Annotated in this window: 20 protein-coding genes and 1 pseudogene; 14 read left to right on the plus strand and 7 right to left on the minus strand. The window is 65.1% G+C overall.

The window, feature by feature from the left end; genetic code table 11:
- Positions 1 to 2: 2 nt before the first annotated feature.
- The 3 genes and pseudogenes from GGR89_RS22250 to GGR89_RS07100 all read right to left on the minus strand — a co-directional run.
- Positions 3 to 1,127, minus strand: a pseudogene (locus tag GGR89_RS22250) (recombinase family protein); the annotation flags it as partial.
- A 394-nt stretch (positions 1,128 to 1,521) separates the two neighbouring features.
- Complete coding sequence (locus GGR89_RS07095; RefSeq protein ID WP_086129724.1) at positions 1,522 to 1,815, minus strand: type II toxin-antitoxin system RelE/ParE family toxin; 294 nt, start codon at positions 1,813 to 1,815, stop codon at positions 1,522 to 1,524.
- Positions 1,812 to 2,081, minus strand: coding sequence for a CopG family ribbon-helix-helix protein (locus GGR89_RS07100; protein WP_086129725.1), 270 nt, complete (start codon positions 2,079 to 2,081; stop codon positions 1,812 to 1,814). Before GGR89_RS07100 ends, GGR89_RS07095 begins: the two co-directional genes overlap by 4 nt.
- A gap of 461 nt (positions 2,082 to 2,542) precedes the next feature.
- On the opposite strand from GGR89_RS07100, the gene GGR89_RS07105 reads away from it, so the two are divergent.
- Positions 2,543 to 4,582 carry a ParB/RepB/Spo0J family partition protein gene (locus GGR89_RS07105; RefSeq protein WP_086129726.1) on the plus strand — a complete coding sequence of 680 codons (2,040 nt, stop codon included), beginning with the start codon at positions 2,543 to 2,545 and terminating at the stop codon, positions 4,580 to 4,582.
- Between the two features lie 94 nt (positions 4,583 to 4,676).
- Here GGR89_RS07105 and GGR89_RS07110 read toward each other — a convergent pair whose 3' ends face one another.
- Together GGR89_RS07110 and GGR89_RS22620 are read right to left on the minus strand one after the other, a co-directional pair.
- A complete protein-coding gene (locus tag GGR89_RS07110; RefSeq protein WP_086129727.1) occupies positions 4,677 to 5,276 on the minus strand; it encodes a DUF5677 domain-containing protein in 600 nt (199 codons plus the stop codon).
- Between the two features lie 108 nt (positions 5,277 to 5,384).
- Complete coding sequence (locus GGR89_RS22620; protein ID WP_256924155.1) at positions 5,385 to 5,507, minus strand: hypothetical protein; 123 nt, start codon at positions 5,505 to 5,507, stop codon at positions 5,385 to 5,387.
- Positions 5,508 to 5,845: 338 nt separating this feature from the next.
- Here GGR89_RS22620 and GGR89_RS07115 point away from each other — a divergent pair, with 338 nt between their 5' ends.
- The 3 genes from GGR89_RS07115 (at position 5,846) to GGR89_RS07125 (ending at position 8,023) form a co-directional block, all read left to right on the plus strand.
- Entirely contained in the window at positions 5,846 to 6,145 is a 300-nt protein-coding gene (locus GGR89_RS07115) for a DUF736 domain-containing protein (RefSeq protein WP_086129728.1), read from the plus strand.
- Positions 6,146 to 6,324: 179 nt separating this feature from the next.
- Positions 6,325 to 7,458 (plus strand): hypothetical protein, encoded by a 1,134-nt coding sequence (locus tag GGR89_RS07120; protein WP_137861103.1) that lies wholly within the window; start codon positions 6,325 to 6,327, stop codon positions 7,456 to 7,458.
- A 7-nt stretch (positions 7,459 to 7,465) separates the two neighbouring features.
- A complete protein-coding gene (locus GGR89_RS07125) occupies positions 7,466 to 8,023 on the plus strand; it encodes a hypothetical protein (protein WP_086129730.1) in 558 nt (185 codons plus the stop codon).
- Positions 8,024 to 8,157: 134 nt separating this feature from the next.
- On the opposite strand, the gene GGR89_RS07130 is transcribed toward GGR89_RS07125, so the two are convergent.
- Positions 8,158 to 8,912 (minus strand): IS5 family transposase gene (locus GGR89_RS07130; RefSeq protein ID WP_167712802.1). Its coding sequence is split into 2 segments (ribosomal slippage): positions 8,158 to 8,579 and positions 8,579 to 8,912, totalling 756 coding nucleotides; the frame shifts between segments, so codons are not numbered across the junction.
- A gap of 298 nt (positions 8,913 to 9,210) precedes the next feature.
- Here GGR89_RS07130 and GGR89_RS07135 point away from each other — a divergent pair.
- Positions 9,211 to 10,053 carry a DUF932 domain-containing protein gene (locus tag GGR89_RS07135; protein WP_086129731.1) on the plus strand — a complete coding sequence of 281 codons (843 nt, stop codon included), beginning with the start codon at positions 9,211 to 9,213 and terminating at the stop codon, positions 10,051 to 10,053.
- 155 nt (positions 10,054 to 10,208) lie between these two features.
- Here GGR89_RS07135 and GGR89_RS07140 read toward each other — a convergent pair whose 3' ends face one another.
- A complete protein-coding gene (locus tag GGR89_RS07140) occupies positions 10,209 to 10,430 on the minus strand; it encodes a helix-turn-helix domain-containing protein (RefSeq protein WP_425338744.1) in 222 nt (73 codons plus the stop codon).
- 171 nt (positions 10,431 to 10,601) lie between these two features.
- Here GGR89_RS07140 and GGR89_RS07145 point away from each other — a divergent pair, with 171 nt between their 5' ends.
- The 9 genes from GGR89_RS07145 to GGR89_RS07180 all read left to right on the plus strand — a co-directional run bounded on the left by GGR89_RS07145 (position 10,602) and on the right by GGR89_RS07180 (position 16,556).
- Entirely contained in the window at positions 10,602 to 10,874 is a 273-nt protein-coding gene (locus GGR89_RS07145; protein ID WP_086129733.1) for a DNA -binding domain-containing protein, read from the plus strand.
- A gap of 145 nt (positions 10,875 to 11,019) precedes the next feature.
- Positions 11,020 to 11,241, plus strand: a complete 222-nt coding sequence (locus GGR89_RS22255) for a transcriptional regulator domain-containing protein (RefSeq protein WP_086129734.1) — start codon at positions 11,020 to 11,022, stop codon at positions 11,239 to 11,241.
- Positions 11,135 to 11,803 (plus strand): DUF2285 domain-containing protein, encoded by a 669-nt coding sequence (locus GGR89_RS07150; RefSeq protein WP_200888830.1) that lies wholly within the window; start codon positions 11,135 to 11,137, stop codon positions 11,801 to 11,803. Before GGR89_RS22255 ends, GGR89_RS07150 begins: the two co-directional genes overlap by 107 nt.
- A gap of 128 nt (positions 11,804 to 11,931) precedes the next feature.
- Positions 11,932 to 12,198: a helix-turn-helix transcriptional regulator gene (locus tag GGR89_RS07155; RefSeq protein ID WP_015459426.1), complete on the plus strand. Its 267-nt coding sequence runs from the start codon at positions 11,932 to 11,934 to the stop codon at positions 12,196 to 12,198.
- Entirely contained in the window at positions 12,195 to 12,701 is a 507-nt protein-coding gene (locus GGR89_RS07160; RefSeq protein ID WP_086129735.1) for a DUF2840 domain-containing protein, read from the plus strand. Before GGR89_RS07155 ends, GGR89_RS07160 begins: the two co-directional genes overlap by 4 nt.
- The gene (locus GGR89_RS07165; protein WP_086129736.1) at positions 12,698 to 13,267 is read left to right on the plus strand and encodes a S26 family signal peptidase; all 570 of its coding nucleotides are present in this window, start codon (positions 12,698 to 12,700) and stop codon (positions 13,265 to 13,267) included. Before GGR89_RS07160 ends, GGR89_RS07165 begins: the two co-directional genes overlap by 4 nt.
- A 23-nt stretch (positions 13,268 to 13,290) precedes the next feature.
- Complete coding sequence (locus GGR89_RS07170; protein WP_086129737.1) at positions 13,291 to 13,626, plus strand: DUF736 domain-containing protein; 336 nt, start codon at positions 13,291 to 13,293, stop codon at positions 13,624 to 13,626.
- 4 nt (positions 13,627 to 13,630) lie between these two features.
- Positions 13,631 to 14,554 (plus strand): lytic transglycosylase domain-containing protein, encoded by a 924-nt coding sequence (locus GGR89_RS07175; RefSeq protein WP_086129738.1) that lies wholly within the window; start codon positions 13,631 to 13,633, stop codon positions 14,552 to 14,554.
- Positions 14,555 to 14,792: 238 nt separating this feature from the next.
- Positions 14,793 to 16,556: a DUF3363 domain-containing protein gene (locus GGR89_RS07180; protein ID WP_167712804.1), complete on the plus strand. Its 1,764-nt coding sequence runs from the start codon at positions 14,793 to 14,795 to the stop codon at positions 16,554 to 16,556.
- The last annotated feature ends 16 nt before the right edge of the window (positions 16,557 to 16,572 follow it).

The raw sequence follows: 16,572 nt of genomic DNA on the forward strand, positions 1-16,572 counted from the left end.
ACTACGGCTTCGTTCAGCCGATCCATCGGGACCGTGATGCCAGGGCAGCCCTTCGCGCCCTGCCGCGCCTTCGTGGAGCAAGTGTAATAGCGATACTCGCGGCCGACGCTGCTGGTGCCGGTGCGCAGCGTCATTGCGCCGCCGCAGCACGCGCAGAAGCAGATACCCGTGAGCAGCGTTGGGCCGCCCACGGCCATCGGCGGCATCATCTTCGGGCTGCGTGCCTTGAGCGACCGCTGCACGGCCTCGAACTCCGCCTCCGAGACGATGGCGGGCACTTCCATGATCGCGTGCTCGCTCTCGGGCTTGGGGGCTTTGGTGCGATAATCCCGATAGTTGAACTTGTGCTGGCCGATATAGGTCGTGCGGGTGAGCACCTGATGCACGGCTCCAAGCCCCCAGCGCCCGCCGTCGCGGGTGCGGATATTGTTGTCGTTGAGCCAGGTCGCGATTGCCTTGAGGCCCATCGGCCCGTTGTCATCAACGCCGTTCAGCGCCATCCGGTAGATGCGCCGCACCGTCTCGGCCTGGATCGGGTCGATCTCCAGCTTCTTCTTGATCTTCGCGCCGCGGTGGCCAGCCTCGACGATCCGATAGCCGATGGGTGGCCGCGCGCCGTTCCAGAAGCCTTGCCGCGCATTCTCCTTCATCGATCGCAGCGTGTGCTTGCCGTTCTCTTTCGACTGATATTCGTCGAACAGCGTCATGATCTGGCGCATCATCACGCTCATCGGATCGTCGCCCAAATCTTGCGTAATCGAGATCAGCCGCACGCCATTCTTCGCCAGCTTGCGGACGTAGAACTCGAACTGAAACTGGTCGCGGAAGAAGCGCGAGAAGCTGTGGACCAGGATCACGTTGAACGGCGACGGCTTCTGCATCGCTGCGTCGATCATCGCCTGAAATGCCGGCCGACGATCATCGGTCGCGGTGTTGCCCGGTTCGACGAACTCGGCCGCGACCTCCCAGCCGCGCGACAGGCAATAGCCTTCGATCTGGCGGCGCTGGTCGGGGATCGACAGGTCGCTCTCGGCCTGGCGGCCGGTGGAAACGCGCAGATAGAGCGCGGCGCGAGCTATTGCCATGACCGGCGGGGTGTCCTCGACGCGAAGGGCGGCGTCGGTCATGGCCTTATCCTCCTTAGTTCACGGCAGGGGGCCGAACAGGTCGTCCAGCTCCTTGCGCAAATGGCCTTCGATGACGCGCAACTCGGCGTCGCCGATCGGCACCCGCTCGGGCCAATCGTCCGTGACCGCGAATGGCCCGCAATCTTTGATGGCGCGAGCGCGGGACGGCGCGCGCTTCGCTGGCGCCTGCATATAGTCGTGCAGGTCGTCGAGACCGTCCGACCAGCCGCGCGGCGCGCGACGACGACGTTTGCGAGACAGGGCCATGCGCCGATGCTGATGCCCGGCTGGGCTGGGTGCAAACGGTCCGGCCCGGCGTAGCGCAGATAAGTGTTCAGGGCGGCTTTGCCGCCGAACGCCGCGTCGCGGCCCGTGGTCGCCAGCGCCATCGCCGTTACTCCTCCGACTCGAAGCTGCGGTTTTCGCGGCAATGCCAGAGGCGCAGAATGAAGATGGTCGCCGCTACGAGCTCGTAGCGCATCTCGTAATTGCCCACGATGATCCGGCGGACCTCGCGCGGCTCATAGGCTTCCAGCTTCTCGCCGATCCTCGGATAATCGAGCAGCCGATCCGGTGCGTGGGCGAGCTGCTGGACCACGCGCGCTGCCGCTTCGGGCGCGACCGGGCTCAGATGCTCGTGCAGACGCACAAGGTCCGACGACGCCTTGCTGGTCCACTGGATCTTCATTTGATCGGTGAGGGCAGCGGTTTGTCCGTCCCAAGGCTGTCGGCCCATGCCGTGATCGCCTGGTGGTCGATCACCCGTCCGGCATCGACGTCATCAAGGGCTTCGAGCGTCATCCGGTGACGTTCCTCCTCCTGATCGACCCATGCGGCGAGCGCTTGTTTCATCACCCAGCCGCGCGAGCGTTCGAGCCGCGAGGCCATCGCTTCAACCTTTTCCGCGAGCCCCAAGGGGACGTGCGCGGTCAATACCTTCGTCTCAGTCGCCATGTTTATCACCTGCCATCAATCTGATTAAAATATAATCGAAATGACGAGAAAGGCAAGTTGGGCGGGGGGGGCGCCTCCCTGCGGGACCGCCGCTCTATCTCCGCTGCACTCCGACCGAGCCCCTGACGGGTCTCGTCCCTGCCGGGTGACGATCAGCATGGCGGGTTGGCGCTGACGCGCTGGTTGGCAATCCGCATCGCGGATTGTCGCTATTCAATGCTGCGGAGATCGGGCCAGGGCTGCGCCGGCCCGATCGCGCTGCTGTGTCGTTTCACTCCCGCGATGGGGTGGGCGTCGCTTCCCTTTAGGCCCGCCGCGCCGGGCCGCAACGCGCGTGGCCGCGCTTACTTCCTCTTCGTTCCAGCCCTTCGGGTGCGTCCCGGCTCCGTCGGCGGGCCTGCCGGTCGCTTCTTCGCCGCCCACCCCATTCCGGGGTGAGTGCGGTTTTTAGGAGAAGTGTGATGAACGCTGTTACCGAAACCGTTGCTGCCGAGCCTGTATCGGGCGTCGAGATTTTCGTGCCGCTCGCCAAGCTCAAGAAGTCCCCGCGCAACGCCCGTAAGGTGCCGCATGGGGAGGCCGCTATCGAGGCGCTGGCCGCGTCGATCCAGCATAAGGGGCTGATCCAGAACCTTGTCGTGGAGCCGGAAACCAAGGAGGACGGGACGCCGACCGGCTATTATCTCGTTACCGCTGGCGAGGGCCGCAGGCTGGCGATGCTGCTGCGCGCCAAGCGCAAGCAGATCAGGAAATCCGAGCCGGTGCGCTGCTGGCTGGATACCGCCAACGATCCGTCCGAGATCAGTCTGGACGAGAACGTGACCCGGACCCCGATGCACCCCGCCGACCAGTTCGAGCGGTTTGCGGAGCTTTCCAATGATAAAGGCTGGGGCGCGCAGGAGATCGGCGCGCGGTTCGGCGTGTCGGCGGGCGTGGTGAAGCAGCGGCTTCGCCTTGGCGCTGTCAGCCCCAAGCTGTTGCAGGTCTATCGTGAGGATGGGCTGACCTTGGATCAGCTTATGGCCTTCGCCATCACCGAGGACCATGCCCGGCAGGAGCAAGTGTTTGAGGGCCTGCATCACAATCGCGAACCTTGGATCATCCGGCGCGACATGACCGCCGCCAACGTGCCCGCCGATGATCGCCGTGCGGTATTCATCGGGGCCGACGCCTATGTTGAGGCCGGCGGCAATATCATCCGCGACCTGTTCAGCGAGGACCGTGGCGGGTTCTTCGAGGATGTGGGCTTGCTCGATATGCTCGCCGCCGAAAAGCTGCGCGACATTGCGAGCGAGGTGCAGGCCGAGGGCTGGAAATGGGCCGAGGCGCATATCGACTATCCTCATGCCCACGGGATGCGGCGTTTCTATCCGCAGCCCATCGCCCTGTCCGACGAGGACGAGGCGCGGCTGGACGCGCTGTCCGCCGAGTATGATACGCTTGCCGATGGCTATTCGTCCTATGACGAAATGCCCGAGGACGTTGCGGCGAAGCTGGAGGCGGTGTCCGACGAGATCGACACGATTTCGGCCAAGCGTTCGGCCTACGACGCCAATGTGATCGCGCATGGTGGGGCGTTCGTCGTGTTGCACCATGATGGCAGCGTTCGAGTCGAACGTGGTTTCGTGCGGCTCGAGGATGAGGCGCTGGCCGACCCACAGCCCGAGCCGGAAGAAGGCGATGCGACCGTCCCGGAGACCGGGAAGGACGAGCGGCCGGAGGATGGCGATGAGGACGTGCAGGACGTTGAGGAGGAAGAGGAGCCGGGCAAGCCGATTTCCGACAGCCTCACCCGCGACCTGTCCGCGCATCGGACGCTGGCGCTTCGCGTGGCGCTGGCCGATCAGCCCGATACGGCGTTGATCGCGCTGACCCATACCCTGACCGCGCAACTGTTCTACAGCTATGCCGAGGCCGGTTGCCTTGAGGTTCGTCCGACCGTGACCCCCCTGGGAAGCCATGCGGACGGGATCGAAGACACGCCCTTGGCGGCGCGGGCGAGCGCGCAGCATGAGGCATGGGCCGAGCGCATGCCGCGTGACGTGGCTGACCTGTGGGACTTCATCGTCGGACTGGCGGACGAAAAGCGCATTGCGTTGCTGGCGCATTGCGCGGCGCGCACCGTCAACGCACTGCGTCTGCCGTGGGACCGCAAACCCCGCTCGCTGCAAACGGCGAACAGGCTGGCGACCGAGCTGGCACTGGACGTGGCGAGGGACTGGACACCTACCGTGGACAGCTACCTTGGCCGTGTCACCAAGGCGCATATCGTGGAGGCCGTCGCCGAAGGCGTGTCGGAGGATGCCGCCCGCCGTATCGCGGACATGAAGAAGCTGGACATGGCGCAAGCCGCCGAGCAGCTTCTGGCCGGGACCGGCTGGCTGCCCGCGATCCTGCGGACGCCCGAGCCGGAGGCGGAGCAGCCCGCGACCGTCGAGGCCGAGGACGCCGGGACCGTCGGGGAGGACGGCGAAGCGTCCTTTGCCGTCGCCGCCGAATAGCGGCATTGGGCCGGGGCCGCGCGAGCGGCTCCGGCCTTATCCTTCGACCGGAAAAATCGCGGCGGCGCGCTTGTCGCGCGCCGCCGCTGTTCGATCAAGGTGCGTCCTGAAGGCCCAGCAAGGTGCGGTGAGCCTTCTCCAGGCGGTCGGGTTGCCGGCCTTCCTTCATCATGACTTCGAAATAGCGGGTACAGCGAAGCATCGCGTCGAGCGCGAAGGACAGCGCTTTCGGGATCTCCGTTTCGAACGGACCCAGAATATTGGTCACGCCGCCTTTGCCATTTCTCTTCTTCAAGCCATCGAGACTGCTGCTGGACAGATGGCCGTAAAAAGCGCTGACCAAACGATATTCGAGATAACCCGACCGTTTCGGCATGGTCTGGGCGATCTTTTTAACACTGAGGCTCTTTCGTTTGGCTAGCTTCGCAACGTGATGCGCCTCGCGCTTCAGCGACGCCGCGACAACGGCGGCATCCGAGGGATGCTCTTCGCGAAGTAATATCTCCCGTTGGATCGCATTGTCGTGCTCGTCGATCTCCAGCGCTTCGAGCGCCTTGAGTGGATCGGTGGCGAGCAGGCTCAGCCAGAATCCCACTTCGTAGATCGCGCGCACGGCGCCCGCCGCTTCGATGGCCATGGCGCGTTCGGCCAGCATGACAGATGCCGCGAACGCGTTCATCGCGCGCCCATACATGCGCACCGCTGTCGGGGCTTGCGCATCAGCCGGCCCACCATTGCCGGCGTCCTGATGTTCCTGGAAGAGCCAGGTGGCGTAACGATTAACGTCGCGCGCCAGGTCGAATCATGGCGCATAATTCTCGATGTAGATCGCCCGCCAGTCCTCGATCAGGGGCGAGAGCAATCCTTCCTCCGCCAGTCCCTCGCGAGGGTCTTGGTCTTCCCGCTGGTAGTCGTGATTCGTCATCGCACCGGCGTAGCATCTTCGCGGGAATGATGGGCGCTACTGACCTCCTCGTTTCGCGCGTGTGCGCCACGATCGCTTTGTCCCTCTGCTATTCCTAGCCCGGCGCTGCCCAAACAGCCTCCCCAATGGCTGGTCTGCCCGAGGCCGTTCGCCTTCCCGCAATGGCGGATCGCCACTTTTTTCCGCCGCCTGCGGCTTTGCATCGCGAGGCAAAAAAGCGGCGCTCCGCCATCCTCCGCTGCGCTGCGGCCCTTCGGGTGCGCGGTCGATCGTCCCCAGCCGACGAAACGCCATCGAGGCCGCGATGGGCGCGGTCCGAGCAAGCAGGAGAATACGACATGGCTACGATCGGTACCTTCACCGCCAACAGCAAGGGCGAGTTCGCCGGCGTCATCAAGACGCTTACCCTCAACACCAAGGCGACCCTCCGCCCGGTCGACAAGGACGGCGAGAAATCCCCCGACTTCCGCATCAGCACCGCTGACATGGACATCGGCGCGGCCTGGAAGAAGACCAGCCGCGAAGGCCGCGACTACATCTCAGCCAAGCTGGACGACCCGAGCTTCCCGGCTCCGGTCTACGCCACGCTCTCCGAGAGCGACACCGCCGGCGAATACGTCCTCATCTGGTCGCGCTGACCAGCCAATGACGCCCCGCTCCTCGGAGCGGGGCGTCATTCTCGTCGAAACAGCACGCCGTCTTGACGACAAATGCAAAGCCGTCCCAATCGACGATTACGTTCTGCCGAGCTTCTGTTACTGCGGGTCGAGGGGGGATCGTGGCTCATCTATCAGTAACCGCGTTAGCGTCCGAGACGATGGCTGCACTCACACATGCTGCGGTCCAGGCATCGTCGACGCCGTTACCTGTCGCAGCGCCGCCTGCTTCCAGTATGGTCGTGTGGGCGGCGATCATCGGCGCAACCAGCGCGCTACTCGTCTCGATATTAAAGGACTATCTCTTCGAGCGTTTGAAAGAACGGCGCGTCAGGGAGCAATCGGAGGCTACTGTATATCGTCAGTATCTGGCGCCGCTAAGCGAGTCCTGCGAGAAGATCGTCTGGCGATCGAAAGAAATATTTATCGACAAGCGGCATGCGTTTTTGAAGACTTCCACGCTTCCGTTAGATTTCAACGCCTACAAGCGGATCAGCACACTCTACAGGATCGCGACGCTGATCGGGTGGATTCGGGGGATGAACCTTGAGTTGCGTGCCCTGCCGCGTGGAAAAACAAACGTCGCCACGCCGATTTCAAAGCAGATCGCAGCTTTTCAAAAGGCGCTCGCGGACGGACCACACGTTGAACTCCATCGCCTGACGCGACTTAGCGCCCTTTGGGGTATCGATCTCACAAGGCTCGATCAGACCTGCCAAGCAGCCCTAGCCATGCGCTTCGAAGTGGAGGCTCACACAGCCACTGAGGGTAAACTGAAATCAGACCCCGATCACCTTCGGAGTCTTCCCGTCGATAAAAAGTTGGAAATTTGCCGACGTCTTGCCGCGTATCTCGCCAAGGAAACGGGGGGCAAGGCGCCGGATGACGATGTTGTAAGAGAAACCGTAGAGCGCGCCGTCGGCGGATTGTCCTACCGTGAAGCGCTGCTCTATCGCGATTGGCAGGACGCGCTGGGCGACGCGATGATTGAACGAGACCCGGATTCTGTCCGGCGGTTCCGTATCATCGGATATGAGAAATTCACGCGGCTCCTGGAAACCGATGCTCCTTGGTTCGCGGTGCTCTCCAGAAGCATCGACGACATAGACTTTGACGAAATCGACCCCAGTGATTTTCGGTCGCAGCAACTGCGGGATTTGTCGGCTGCCGTCGCTTCCATCCTCATCGGCATCGCCGGAACCAAGGATGCATCTCTAGTCGACGCGACGACCCTTGAAGCCGCGGCCGGATTACAAAAGGCAATTGCGGAAGCCACTCAGACCGCAGGAGCATGATGTAACAATGGAGATGATCAGCGTCCCGATTTCCATAGCGTCGCTCGCCGTTTCGGTCGGTACCTTCTGGTTGGTCCTTCTTCGCCGAGGGCGCTTGGCAATGACGATGCCGACGATCGTGTTTTTCGGCCATGACATCGTGCCAAAACCCACACCTAAGATCTTCCTTCGGACGCTGCTCTACAGCACCGCTGCTCAGGGACAGGTTGTCGAAGGCATGTATGTTAAGGCGCTCAGGAACGGCACCGAACGGACGTTCAGCTTCTGGGGTTATGGCGAAACCGAGAAGCTGTCCGCCGGCAGCGGTCTATATATCAGCCGTGCGGGGCTGGCCGCCAATCATCATTTCGTTCTTTCCGTCCATGAGGACGAATATCGGTTCGAGCCCGGCGATTATGCGATCACTGTCTATGCCCGCGTCGTCGGGCGACGGAAGCCCCTCAAACTTTCCAGCATTTCCATCACGCTCAATGATGAGCTGGCGGCAGAGCTTCGACTACAAAGGGGTGTACTCTTCGAGCGGAATCTGGACGGCCGCTACGAGGGGCACGCCCGCGACAGATGACCTGCCGACCGCGTCTATGATTCCCCACGGCTAAGCGATCGGGCCGAGATCGTTGGGGAACAGAGAAGGATGCGGTTCGAGCCGACTGACATTTTCGGGATATGTGATGTCGAAGCGCTAGGTCGTGTTGACATTCAGCTGAGCCATTTGAGTGTGGCGACGAGGAGCAGGAAGCTGCGATAGTTTCTGGCGAGCTTATCGTACCGGGTTGCGATGCGTCGGAAGTGTTTGAGTTTATTGAAGAAGCGCTCGATTAGGTTGCGTTCCTTGTAGAGGATTGCATCGAACGGGCGGCGCGAGGTGGTGCAGGTTCGCCGCGGGATGACGGGGACGGCGCCCGCACCAGCGGCGGCATCGATGGCACGCTGGGCGTCATAGCCCTTGTCGGCGAGGACGAAGCTGGTGCGGATGCCGTCGAGCAGCGGCTCGATCTGGGTGATGTCGTTGCGCTCGCCACCGGTCAGCAGGATGCGCACCGGCAGGCCGAGCGCGTCGGTTGCGACATGGACCTTGGTGGTCAGTCCGCCCTTGGAGCGGCCGAGCGCGTCAGCTTCAGCCCCCTTTTAGGGGCGCCGGCGCTGTGCTGATGGGCGCGGATGATCGTGCTGTCGACCAGCACGTACTCCCAGTCGGGCGTATCGGCCAACGCGTTGAAAAGACGTTCCCATACGCCTTCCCGGCACCAGCGGTTGAACCGCTGATAGACGCTGTTCCACTTCCCGAACTCGGCTGGCAGCACCCGCCAATGCGCACCCGATCGGGCCAGCCACAGGATCGCCTCGACGAACAGTCGATTGTCCCGCCCTGTCCGCCCAGGATCGCTCGCCTTCCCCGGAAGATGCGGCTCAATCCGCTCCCAGACCGCCTCGCTCAGCTCCTGTCGATCCATCCATGCTGACCTCCATCCCAGCCAGCAGCTTGAATCACACCTTGCGCTGCTTGGGAATCCTGAATGTCAACACGACCTAGCGCCGGGAAGCGCTTGCTTTGACAACAACAAGGGGCTTGGGGCGCTGCCCCTGGCGCCCTTCGGAGCGGCTTCCGCCCAGCTTCCTCCACGCTTCGCGTTCCGTGCAGCCGGTTCCCCGCGAAGCAGCCCACTCCGGTTGCACCCCCGGTCTCGCCGACGGGCAGGGTTTCAGCGCGGCGCTCCGCTGCGCGGAAACCCAAGCCCAAGGAGTCCAGCCATGTATCATCAGCTTGCCACCCGGTTCGGCCGCAATGCCCACCAGATCAGCGGCAGGGAGCCGCTCGACAATGAGGCACTGTATCGGCACGTCCCGTCCATCTTCGCCCGCGAGGCACACGACAGCCGGTCGGATCGCTACGTCTATGTTCCGACCATCGACATCGTGGAGGGGGTGCGCCGGGAAGGATGGTTCCCGTTCTTCGCCGTGCAGTCCGTTCCCCGCGACGGCAGCCGCCACGGCCACGCCAAACATATGCTGCGCCTGCGCCGTGCTGACGGCATCGGCAAGCCCGAGGCCGCCGAGGTCATCATCGTCAACAGCCATGACGGGACCAGCGCCTATCAGATGTTTGCCGGGATGCTGCGGTTCGTCTGCACGAACAGCATGATTGCGGGCGAGCGGTTTGAGGAGGTCCGCGTTCCGCACAAGGGCAATATAGAGCATGACATTATCGAGGGCGTTTATACCGTGGCCGAGGATTTCCCCCGGCTGATCGACGCCAGCGAAACCATGAAGGGGATTCAGCTTTCCGAGGACGAAAGGCGCTTGCTCGGCGAGGTTAGCCTTGTCGCGCGCTATGGCGAGGACGAAAGCCCGTTGCGGCCTGAGCAGATCATCGAGCCGCGCCGCCGCGAGGACACCGACCGCAGCCTGTGGACCACGTTCAACGTGATACAGGAGAATGTCATTCGGGGCGGGTTGCAGGGCCGCAGGCGCAACGCAGAAGGCCGCATCCGCCGCGCCCAGACCCGTGCGATCAACGGTATCGACCAGAATGTGACGCTCAATCGCGCTCTCTGGACCTTGGCCGAGGGAATGCAGCGCCTCAAAGCGGCCTGACCCCCATTACCGCAGGGCCGAAATGTCGGCCCTGCGGTTCCGCCAATTCGCGCCGATCCGCCATGGCGGACCGGCGGCGACCGCGCGTCCCAAGATCCGCGCGGTCGCAATCGCGCTCGCCGGGCAGACGCCCGGCTCGCAAATTCAGATGAAGGTTAGTCGGTCTCGGAGAGATCGGTCGCAGCGACAAGTTCGGCCGGCGTTACGCCGAGTGCCGAGGCCAGGTGAAACAACGTAACGACCGTCGGATTACGTCGACCGCGTTCCAGATCGCTGACATATTGTTGGGTAAAGCCGGACGTCTCGGCAAAGCGCTCCTGGGTAAAGCCCTTCTCCTTCCTCAATCTGGCAAAGTTCAATCCCACGAGGCGCCGCATGTCCATGCGCGGCAAACTGGACGATACAACTTATTCGGTTTATCCCATATAAGGTGTATTCACTGATTGGTGCGCGCTATCTCTGCCATTAGTGCATTCAACGATGCAGGACTTGCGCATAGCCCGGCGGTGTATTTCGGCTAGATTGGCTAACGGGGCGGGACCAACGCCATGAGCAGATGCCAGTTCAAGGATCAGGCGCCGGAGGCTGCAAAGGTGACGGCGTATGACGAAAGCCATGCGCAGGACTATCTGCGCCTGCTCGATGCCGAGGATGGGGGCGCAGACTGGCGCACCGTCGCTGCCGAGATTTTCGGTATCGATGCCGCAATCGAACCCGAACGGGCGAAGGCGGTGCACGCGAGCCACCTCGCGCGCGCAAGGTGGATGACAGAGGTCGGATATGCACATCTGCTAGGTGCGGAACCGCCGTTAAATCGTTAATATTTCGTCCGATTTGGTGCGATTAAGTCGTCAGTCCCGCCGCGCGACAGGCATGGCTGAGCGCAACCTTTGCGCTATCTGGGGGCGATCACGACGCCATCATGACACCCCTGAAGTATGTGCGATACGCACATGGGAGGATGCCATGCCGACGCCGCCACGGCGTCGCCAGCGGCGCGCCGATGGTCTATCCGGCGCGCTCGGGCGCGCCGATCTAGCTGCCGAATTCCTGCGAAGGAACCACACCTACCGCGCCGAACATGCGCAGATGCAGCAAAGCATCGCGAGCGGCGCCGTCGCGAGGAACACCGCCGAGGCGGCATTCGCGCGGCGCTGGGGGTTGTCCTTTCGCGACGGCGCCGGATGACCTGTCGGAGCCGGTCGCCTGGCGCCCCGAACTGACCGCCGTCACGGTCATTCTGGACGCCGCACCGGAGGGATTTGAGGCAGCAGCCCCGGTCGATCCGCGCGCGCTGGGTGCGCTGCTTGCCGACCTCGCCGGGATCGACGGACGCCATGTCATCGTCGCCGACGCTGCGGGCGAGCATCGGCTTTGGTTCCGCGCGCCGACGCCCGGTCAGCCGCTCGCCGCCGTCATCCCGCTCGACAAGGATTTCATCACCCGCATCGCGAGCCTGCTGCGTTTCCACCGCCGGCTGCTCGGGCGAGCGCCAGGGCCACTGCCGCGCGGTTGGCCGCTCACCGCCTATCGGCTTGTCCGGCTCGACCTGATGCTCTGCGCGCTCGACCTACGCGACTCCGGCGCGACCTACCGCGAGATCGCTGCCGAACTGGGCCGCGACGATGCGATCCGGCTATCGGCGAGCGACTGGAAGATGTCGGCCTCACGTTCGTTCGTCGTGCGCCTGGTCCGCGACGGCATCGCAATGATGAACGGCGACTATCGCAAGCTGCTCCGTATCCGCTGACAGATCTTTGCGGGCCTGCCCTGGCGGGGGTGGTCGCATCCGTGCAGCCGCACATCTTCATACCCCACCTGGCCGCCTCCCTTCTGACAATTACGCCTCCTGCCGCCACCGCCCGCAGGAGCCATCATTTGTCCGATACGCCCACCAATTTGCCGCCCCGCTTCCTGCGAACGCCCGAAGCCGCGCGCTTTCTCGGCCTCTCGGGCCGGACCCTTGAGAAGCACCGCTATTTCGGCACCGGCCCGGCCTACCGCCGGATCGGCGGCCGCGTCGTCTATTCGGTCGATGACCTGCGCGCCTGGGCCGACATCGGCATCAAGCATTCGACCTCCGATCCGGGGCAGGACGATCTCATGCCGCGCGCGGACTCCGCCATCGCCCGGAGCCGGCGATGAACGTCCCTCCGTCACCCATGCGCCACCGCCAGCCGTCCGATGACGACATGACCTGCGTCGAGCTGACGTGGATCGAAAAGCGGATCGAGCACTGGATCAGGTTCGGCCGCGTCGCGGCGGACGAGATTGTCGACCGCCGACGCCGCATCGTCCGCTTTCGCCCCGGCGCGATCTTCGCTTTCGTCCGCTGGGCGGCGAACGACTACGGCACGGTCAGCTCGCGCATCGATATCGTGCGCGCGGTCGGCGCGGGCGAGGCGTTCACGACGCTGCCCTTCGTGCGGCCGGGCGGCGACATCCTGCTCAAGATCGAGGGTTGGCCGAAGGTCAGCCAAGTGCTCGCGGCGATCGACGCGACCGAGGCCGCGGGCGTCGATCCCTGCGACGCCGCGCCCGACCATTGGCGGCACGTCGCCAACCGCATCGCCGCCGGACAAGCGCCGCGTCTCTACACGCTTGAGCGCCATCACGCCTGGCTGAAGCGCCGGGAGATCGAGGGATGACGCGCCGCTTCTATGTCCGCGCCACTGTCGCTGCCGCAACCGGGTTCACGGCTGCTTTCGCTGCGATCGCCGCCATTCATCCCGTGCCGCGCGTGCTGTGGAACGCCAGCGCCAGCGCGCCGCTCGGGCTCTACCGGATCGAGCCCGAGCGCGACCCGCCGCCCGGCGCGCTGGTCGCCGTCACGCCGCCCCAGCGTCTCGCGCGCTGGATGGCCGAGCGCCATTACCTGGGCGAAGGCGTGCCGCTGCTGAAGCATGTCGCCGGCAAGGCAGGACAGCGCATCTGCCGGCTGGGCGACAGCGTGAGCGTCGATCGGCGGCCCGTCGCTGTTGCGCGCAAGCGCGACCGGCTCGGCCGTCCACTGCCCGTCTGGCAGGGCTGTCGCACACTGGCGACCGGCGAACTGCTGCTGCTCAATCCTGCCGTCCCCGACAGCCTGGACGGCCGGTATTTCGGCTCGCTGCCGGCCTCAACCGTGATCGGCCGCGCAATCCCGATCCTCACCCGCGATGCCCCCGGCGCGCCGCTGACGTGGCGCGGCTGGAGCCGTGAACCCCGCACCTAGCCGCCAACTGAAAGGACCATCCCATGCAAATCGGCATGTTCACCCGCACCCCCAAAGGTTTTCAGGGCCGGATCGAGACGATGACGCTCGACGTGGCGCTCCGCATCGTTCCGGCAGAGCCGCAGGACGGCGAGAACGCGCCCGACTGGCGTGTCCATCTTGGCAAGACCGACAATGGCCCGGAGGTGGGCGCAGGCTGGAACGAGACCGGCGAGCGCGCTGGCGACTACGTCTCGCTGCGCCTCGACGATCCCGGCTTCTCGCAGCCGATCCGCGCCGCGCTGTTTCGCATCGGCGATGAGGATAGCGCCTGGGCGCTGCGCTGGAACCGGCCGCAAAAGCGCCGCGAGGAGGATTGAAGCGGTGCGCGTCTCGATCATCCCCTGGTTCGCGGGAAAACCGTCTCATCCCTTCGTCCCGCTCGGTCGCGGGTCGGCCGGCGCGCGCAGCGAAGGTCAAGGGCGGTCAACGGCCGGCGCTCTGCGCGCACCCTTTACCGCAGCGAGCACGCTGGCAGGTTGGCGTAGAAGCGGAGTCGGATCGGCTCTGGCGCTGACGATCCTGCTGTTTTTGCCCGGCGTCGGGCCGGTCGCGGCATCGGCGCAGGATGTCTCCGCCGATCGCGCGCCGGCCCATCATCCCTATGCCGGATATGTCGCCGACGCCGCGCGGCGGTTCGGCATTCCCGAGGCGTGGATTTGGGCCGTGATGCGCGTCGAGAGCAACGGCGACGCGCGCGCGGTTTCGACGGCCGGCGCGATGGGGCTGATGCAGATCATGCCCGCGACTTGGGGCCGTCTGCGCGCACGCTACGGGTTCGGCGCCGACCCCTTCGACGTGCGCGACAACATCATGGCGGGGACGGCTTATCTGCGCGAGATGCACGACCGCTACGGCGATGCCACCGCGATGCTCGCAGCCTATAACGCCGGGACCGGACGCACCGACGATTACCTGTCGCGCGGCCGTCCACTGCCCGCTGAAACCCGCGCCTATCTCGGAAGGCTGGCGTCGATCACGGGCGGGGGCGGCGATACTCGGCTTGCCGCCGCGTCGCTTCCCGATCCGTTGGCCTGGCGTCGCGCCGCGCTGTTCGTGCGCGTGGCGAGTGCGCAGGATGCGATGTCCGGCGTCCAGTCCGGTGGCGGGTTCACGGCGTCCGCATCGGCGCCTGAGCCGCCGTCTGTCAGCCCCGCGACCGACAGCTCGCAGGCCGTTCCGCAGCGTGAAGCTGCTCCGGCCGACACGCTGTTCGTTCCCCGCGCCCGCGCGGGCCGACCGCAATGACCGGCGGCCTCCTTCGATCGTTTGCCCCCCTCGGTTTGAAGGGCGAAGGGGCAGGAAGAAGTCGGAGGGGACGAGGGCAAGATACAAGCCGCACCCCAAAATCGCTGAAAGCCCTTGTCTTTCAGCGATTTGGCGCGGGTGCGTCGGTCGGCGAGCGTGCCGCTCGGAAGAAAAAGGCTAAGGATTTCAAAGGAAGTCGCAGTGCCACCGGCCAATCCGGCCGGAAAACGGTGCTGCCGTGAGCGAGGACGGCGAGTTCCGCATCCGGCCGGGCAAGGTCCGGCGTAGCGTATCGGCCTCGCGCAACGCGCGCGGCCTGGTGGCCGAGGTGCTGCGCGCCGCCGCCAAGTCGGGCATGGGCCGTCGCCACGGCTGGTCCGCCACCGCCCGGCGGGGGCAATCGAATTTCGGCCGGGGCCGGACCGCGTTTGCGCGCAGCCGTCTGTTCGCCCCGAGCCGGCGGGTCGCCGTCAAGGTGCTGCCGGTTGTCCAGCGCGGGCGGATGGCGCCGCTCTCCGCGCATCTGGCTTACCTCAAGCGTGAGGGTGTCACCCGCGAGGGATCGCCGGCCCATATGTTCGGTGCCGACACCGATCGCGCCGATGATCGCGCCTTCGCCGAGCGATGCAAGGATGACCGGCATCATTTCAGGATCATCGTCTCGCCCGAAGACGCGACCGAGCTTTCGGACCTGCGCGAATATACCCGCGATCTCGTCCGCCAGATGGAAGTCGATCTCGGCACCCGGCTTGAATGGGTGGCGGTCGATCACTGGAACACCGACAACCCGCATGTCCATCTGCTGGTGCGCGGCGTGGACGACCAGGGCGCGGACCTGCGCATGTCCCGCGAATACATCAGCCACAACCTGCGTTCGCGTGCCGAGGAATTGGCGTTCGCGGAGTTGGGGCCGAAGCCCGAGCACGAGATCGAGCGCGGGCTGGAACGCGAGGTGACGGCGGAGCGCTGGACCCGGCTCGATACCGAGATCGGGCGTTCCGCCGACGAGCTGGGCATCATCGACTTACGGCCCGACCGGGCCGGCCCCGACGATCCGCGCATCCGGCGCCTGATGGTCGGCCGCCTCCAGCATCTCGAAACGATGGGCCTCGCGACGGAGGCCGAACCTGGCCAGTGGGCGATGGCGCCGGATGCGCAAGCCAGGCTGCGCGAGCTGGGCACGCGCGGCGACATCATCCGCACGATGGGCAAGGCCCTTCAGGACCATGGCCAGCAGCGCCCGCTCGACAGCTACGAGATCGTGAGCGCCACGCCCGCCCGCCCGATCGTCGGCCGACTACTCGACAAGGGACTGCACGACGAGGTTGCCGGCACCGCCTATGCCGTGATCGACGGCACGGACGGGCGCACTCACCATGTCCGCTTCCCCGGCCTTGAAGCGCTGGAGCACAGTGCGCCGATCGGCGGCATCGTCGAGCTGCGCGCCATAAGCCGGCCGAACGCGCCGGCGCCGACGCTGGTCCTCGCCACCCGTTCCGATCTCGATCTCACCGCCCAGGCGGGGGCGCGGGGCGCGACGTGGCTCGATCATCGGCTGATCGAGCGCGGTGCCGGCATTGCTGACGCGGGCTTCGGCGCGGAGGTGAAACGGGCGATGGACAGTCGTGCCGATCATCTGGTCCGCGAGGGGCTGGCCCGTCGCTACGGCGAGCGCATCGTGTTCGAGCGTGGTCTGCTCGATACGCTCCGCCGCCGTGAACTGGACGCGGCGGGCGCCGAGATCGCCGGCAGGACCGGGCGCACATACCGGCCGGTCGCGACAGGCGTGAAGGTGGCGGGGGAATACCGCCAGCGCCTGACGCTCGCTTCCGGCCGCTTCGCCATGATCGAGAGCCTTGGTGGTGATGGGGGCCTCGGGTTCAGCCTCGTGCCCTGGTCGCCGGGCCTCGAACGACAGCTTGGGCGTCAGGTCGCGGGCGTCGTGCGCGACGGGGGCGGCATCGACTGGTCGCTCGGCCGCAAGCGCGGCCTCGGTCTCTAGCTTTGAAAGGAGTCGT

The organism is Sphingomonas trueperi (genome assembly GCF_011927635.1).
GTDB classification, from domain to species: domain Bacteria; phylum Pseudomonadota; class Alphaproteobacteria; order Sphingomonadales; family Sphingomonadaceae; genus Sphingomonas; species Sphingomonas trueperi.

What these genes read in the sequence shown, in the direction of transcription:
- GGR89_RS07095 (WP_086129724.1), bottom strand. Translation starts at nt 1,815, where the DNA reads ATGAAGATCCAGTGGACCAGCAAGGCGTCGTCGGACCTTGTGCGTCTG.
- GGR89_RS07100 (WP_086129725.1), bottom strand. Translation starts at nt 2,081, where the DNA reads ATGGCGACTGAGACGAAGGTATTGACCGCGCACGTCCCCTTGGGGCTC.
- GGR89_RS07105 (WP_086129726.1), top strand. Translation starts at nt 2,543, where the DNA reads ATGAACGCTGTTACCGAAACCGTTGCTGCCGAGCCTGTATCGGGCGTC.
- GGR89_RS07110 (WP_086129727.1), bottom strand. Translation starts at nt 5,276, where the DNA reads ATGTATGGGCGCGCGATGAACGCGTTCGCGGCATCTGTCATGCTGGCC.
- GGR89_RS22620 (WP_256924155.1), bottom strand. Translation starts at nt 5,507, where the DNA reads ATGACGAATCACGACTACCAGCGGGAAGACCAAGACCCTCGCGAGGGA.
- GGR89_RS07115 (WP_086129728.1), top strand. Translation starts at nt 5,846, where the DNA reads ATGGCTACGATCGGTACCTTCACCGCCAACAGCAAGGGCGAGTTCGCC.
- GGR89_RS07120 (WP_137861103.1), top strand. Translation starts at nt 6,325, where the DNA reads ATGGCTGCACTCACACATGCTGCGGTCCAGGCATCGTCGACGCCGTTA.
- GGR89_RS07125 (WP_086129730.1), top strand. Translation starts at nt 7,466, where the DNA reads ATGGAGATGATCAGCGTCCCGATTTCCATAGCGTCGCTCGCCGTTTCG.
- GGR89_RS07135 (WP_086129731.1), top strand. Translation starts at nt 9,211, where the DNA reads ATGTATCATCAGCTTGCCACCCGGTTCGGCCGCAATGCCCACCAGATC.
- GGR89_RS07140 (WP_425338744.1), bottom strand. Translation starts at nt 10,430, where the DNA reads ATGCGGCGCCTCGTGGGATTGAACTTTGCCAGATTGAGGAAGGAGAAG.
- GGR89_RS07145 (WP_086129733.1), top strand. Translation starts at nt 10,602, where the DNA reads ATGAGCAGATGCCAGTTCAAGGATCAGGCGCCGGAGGCTGCAAAGGTG.
- GGR89_RS22255 (WP_086129734.1), top strand. Translation starts at nt 11,020, where the DNA reads ATGCCGACGCCGCCACGGCGTCGCCAGCGGCGCGCCGATGGTCTATCC.
- GGR89_RS07150 (WP_200888830.1), top strand. Translation starts at nt 11,135, where the DNA reads ATGCGCAGATGCAGCAAAGCATCGCGAGCGGCGCCGTCGCGAGGAACA.
- GGR89_RS07160 (WP_086129735.1), top strand. Translation starts at nt 12,195, where the DNA reads ATGAACGTCCCTCCGTCACCCATGCGCCACCGCCAGCCGTCCGATGAC.
- GGR89_RS07165 (WP_086129736.1), top strand. Translation starts at nt 12,698, where the DNA reads ATGACGCGCCGCTTCTATGTCCGCGCCACTGTCGCTGCCGCAACCGGG.
- GGR89_RS07170 (WP_086129737.1), top strand. Translation starts at nt 13,291, where the DNA reads ATGCAAATCGGCATGTTCACCCGCACCCCCAAAGGTTTTCAGGGCCGG.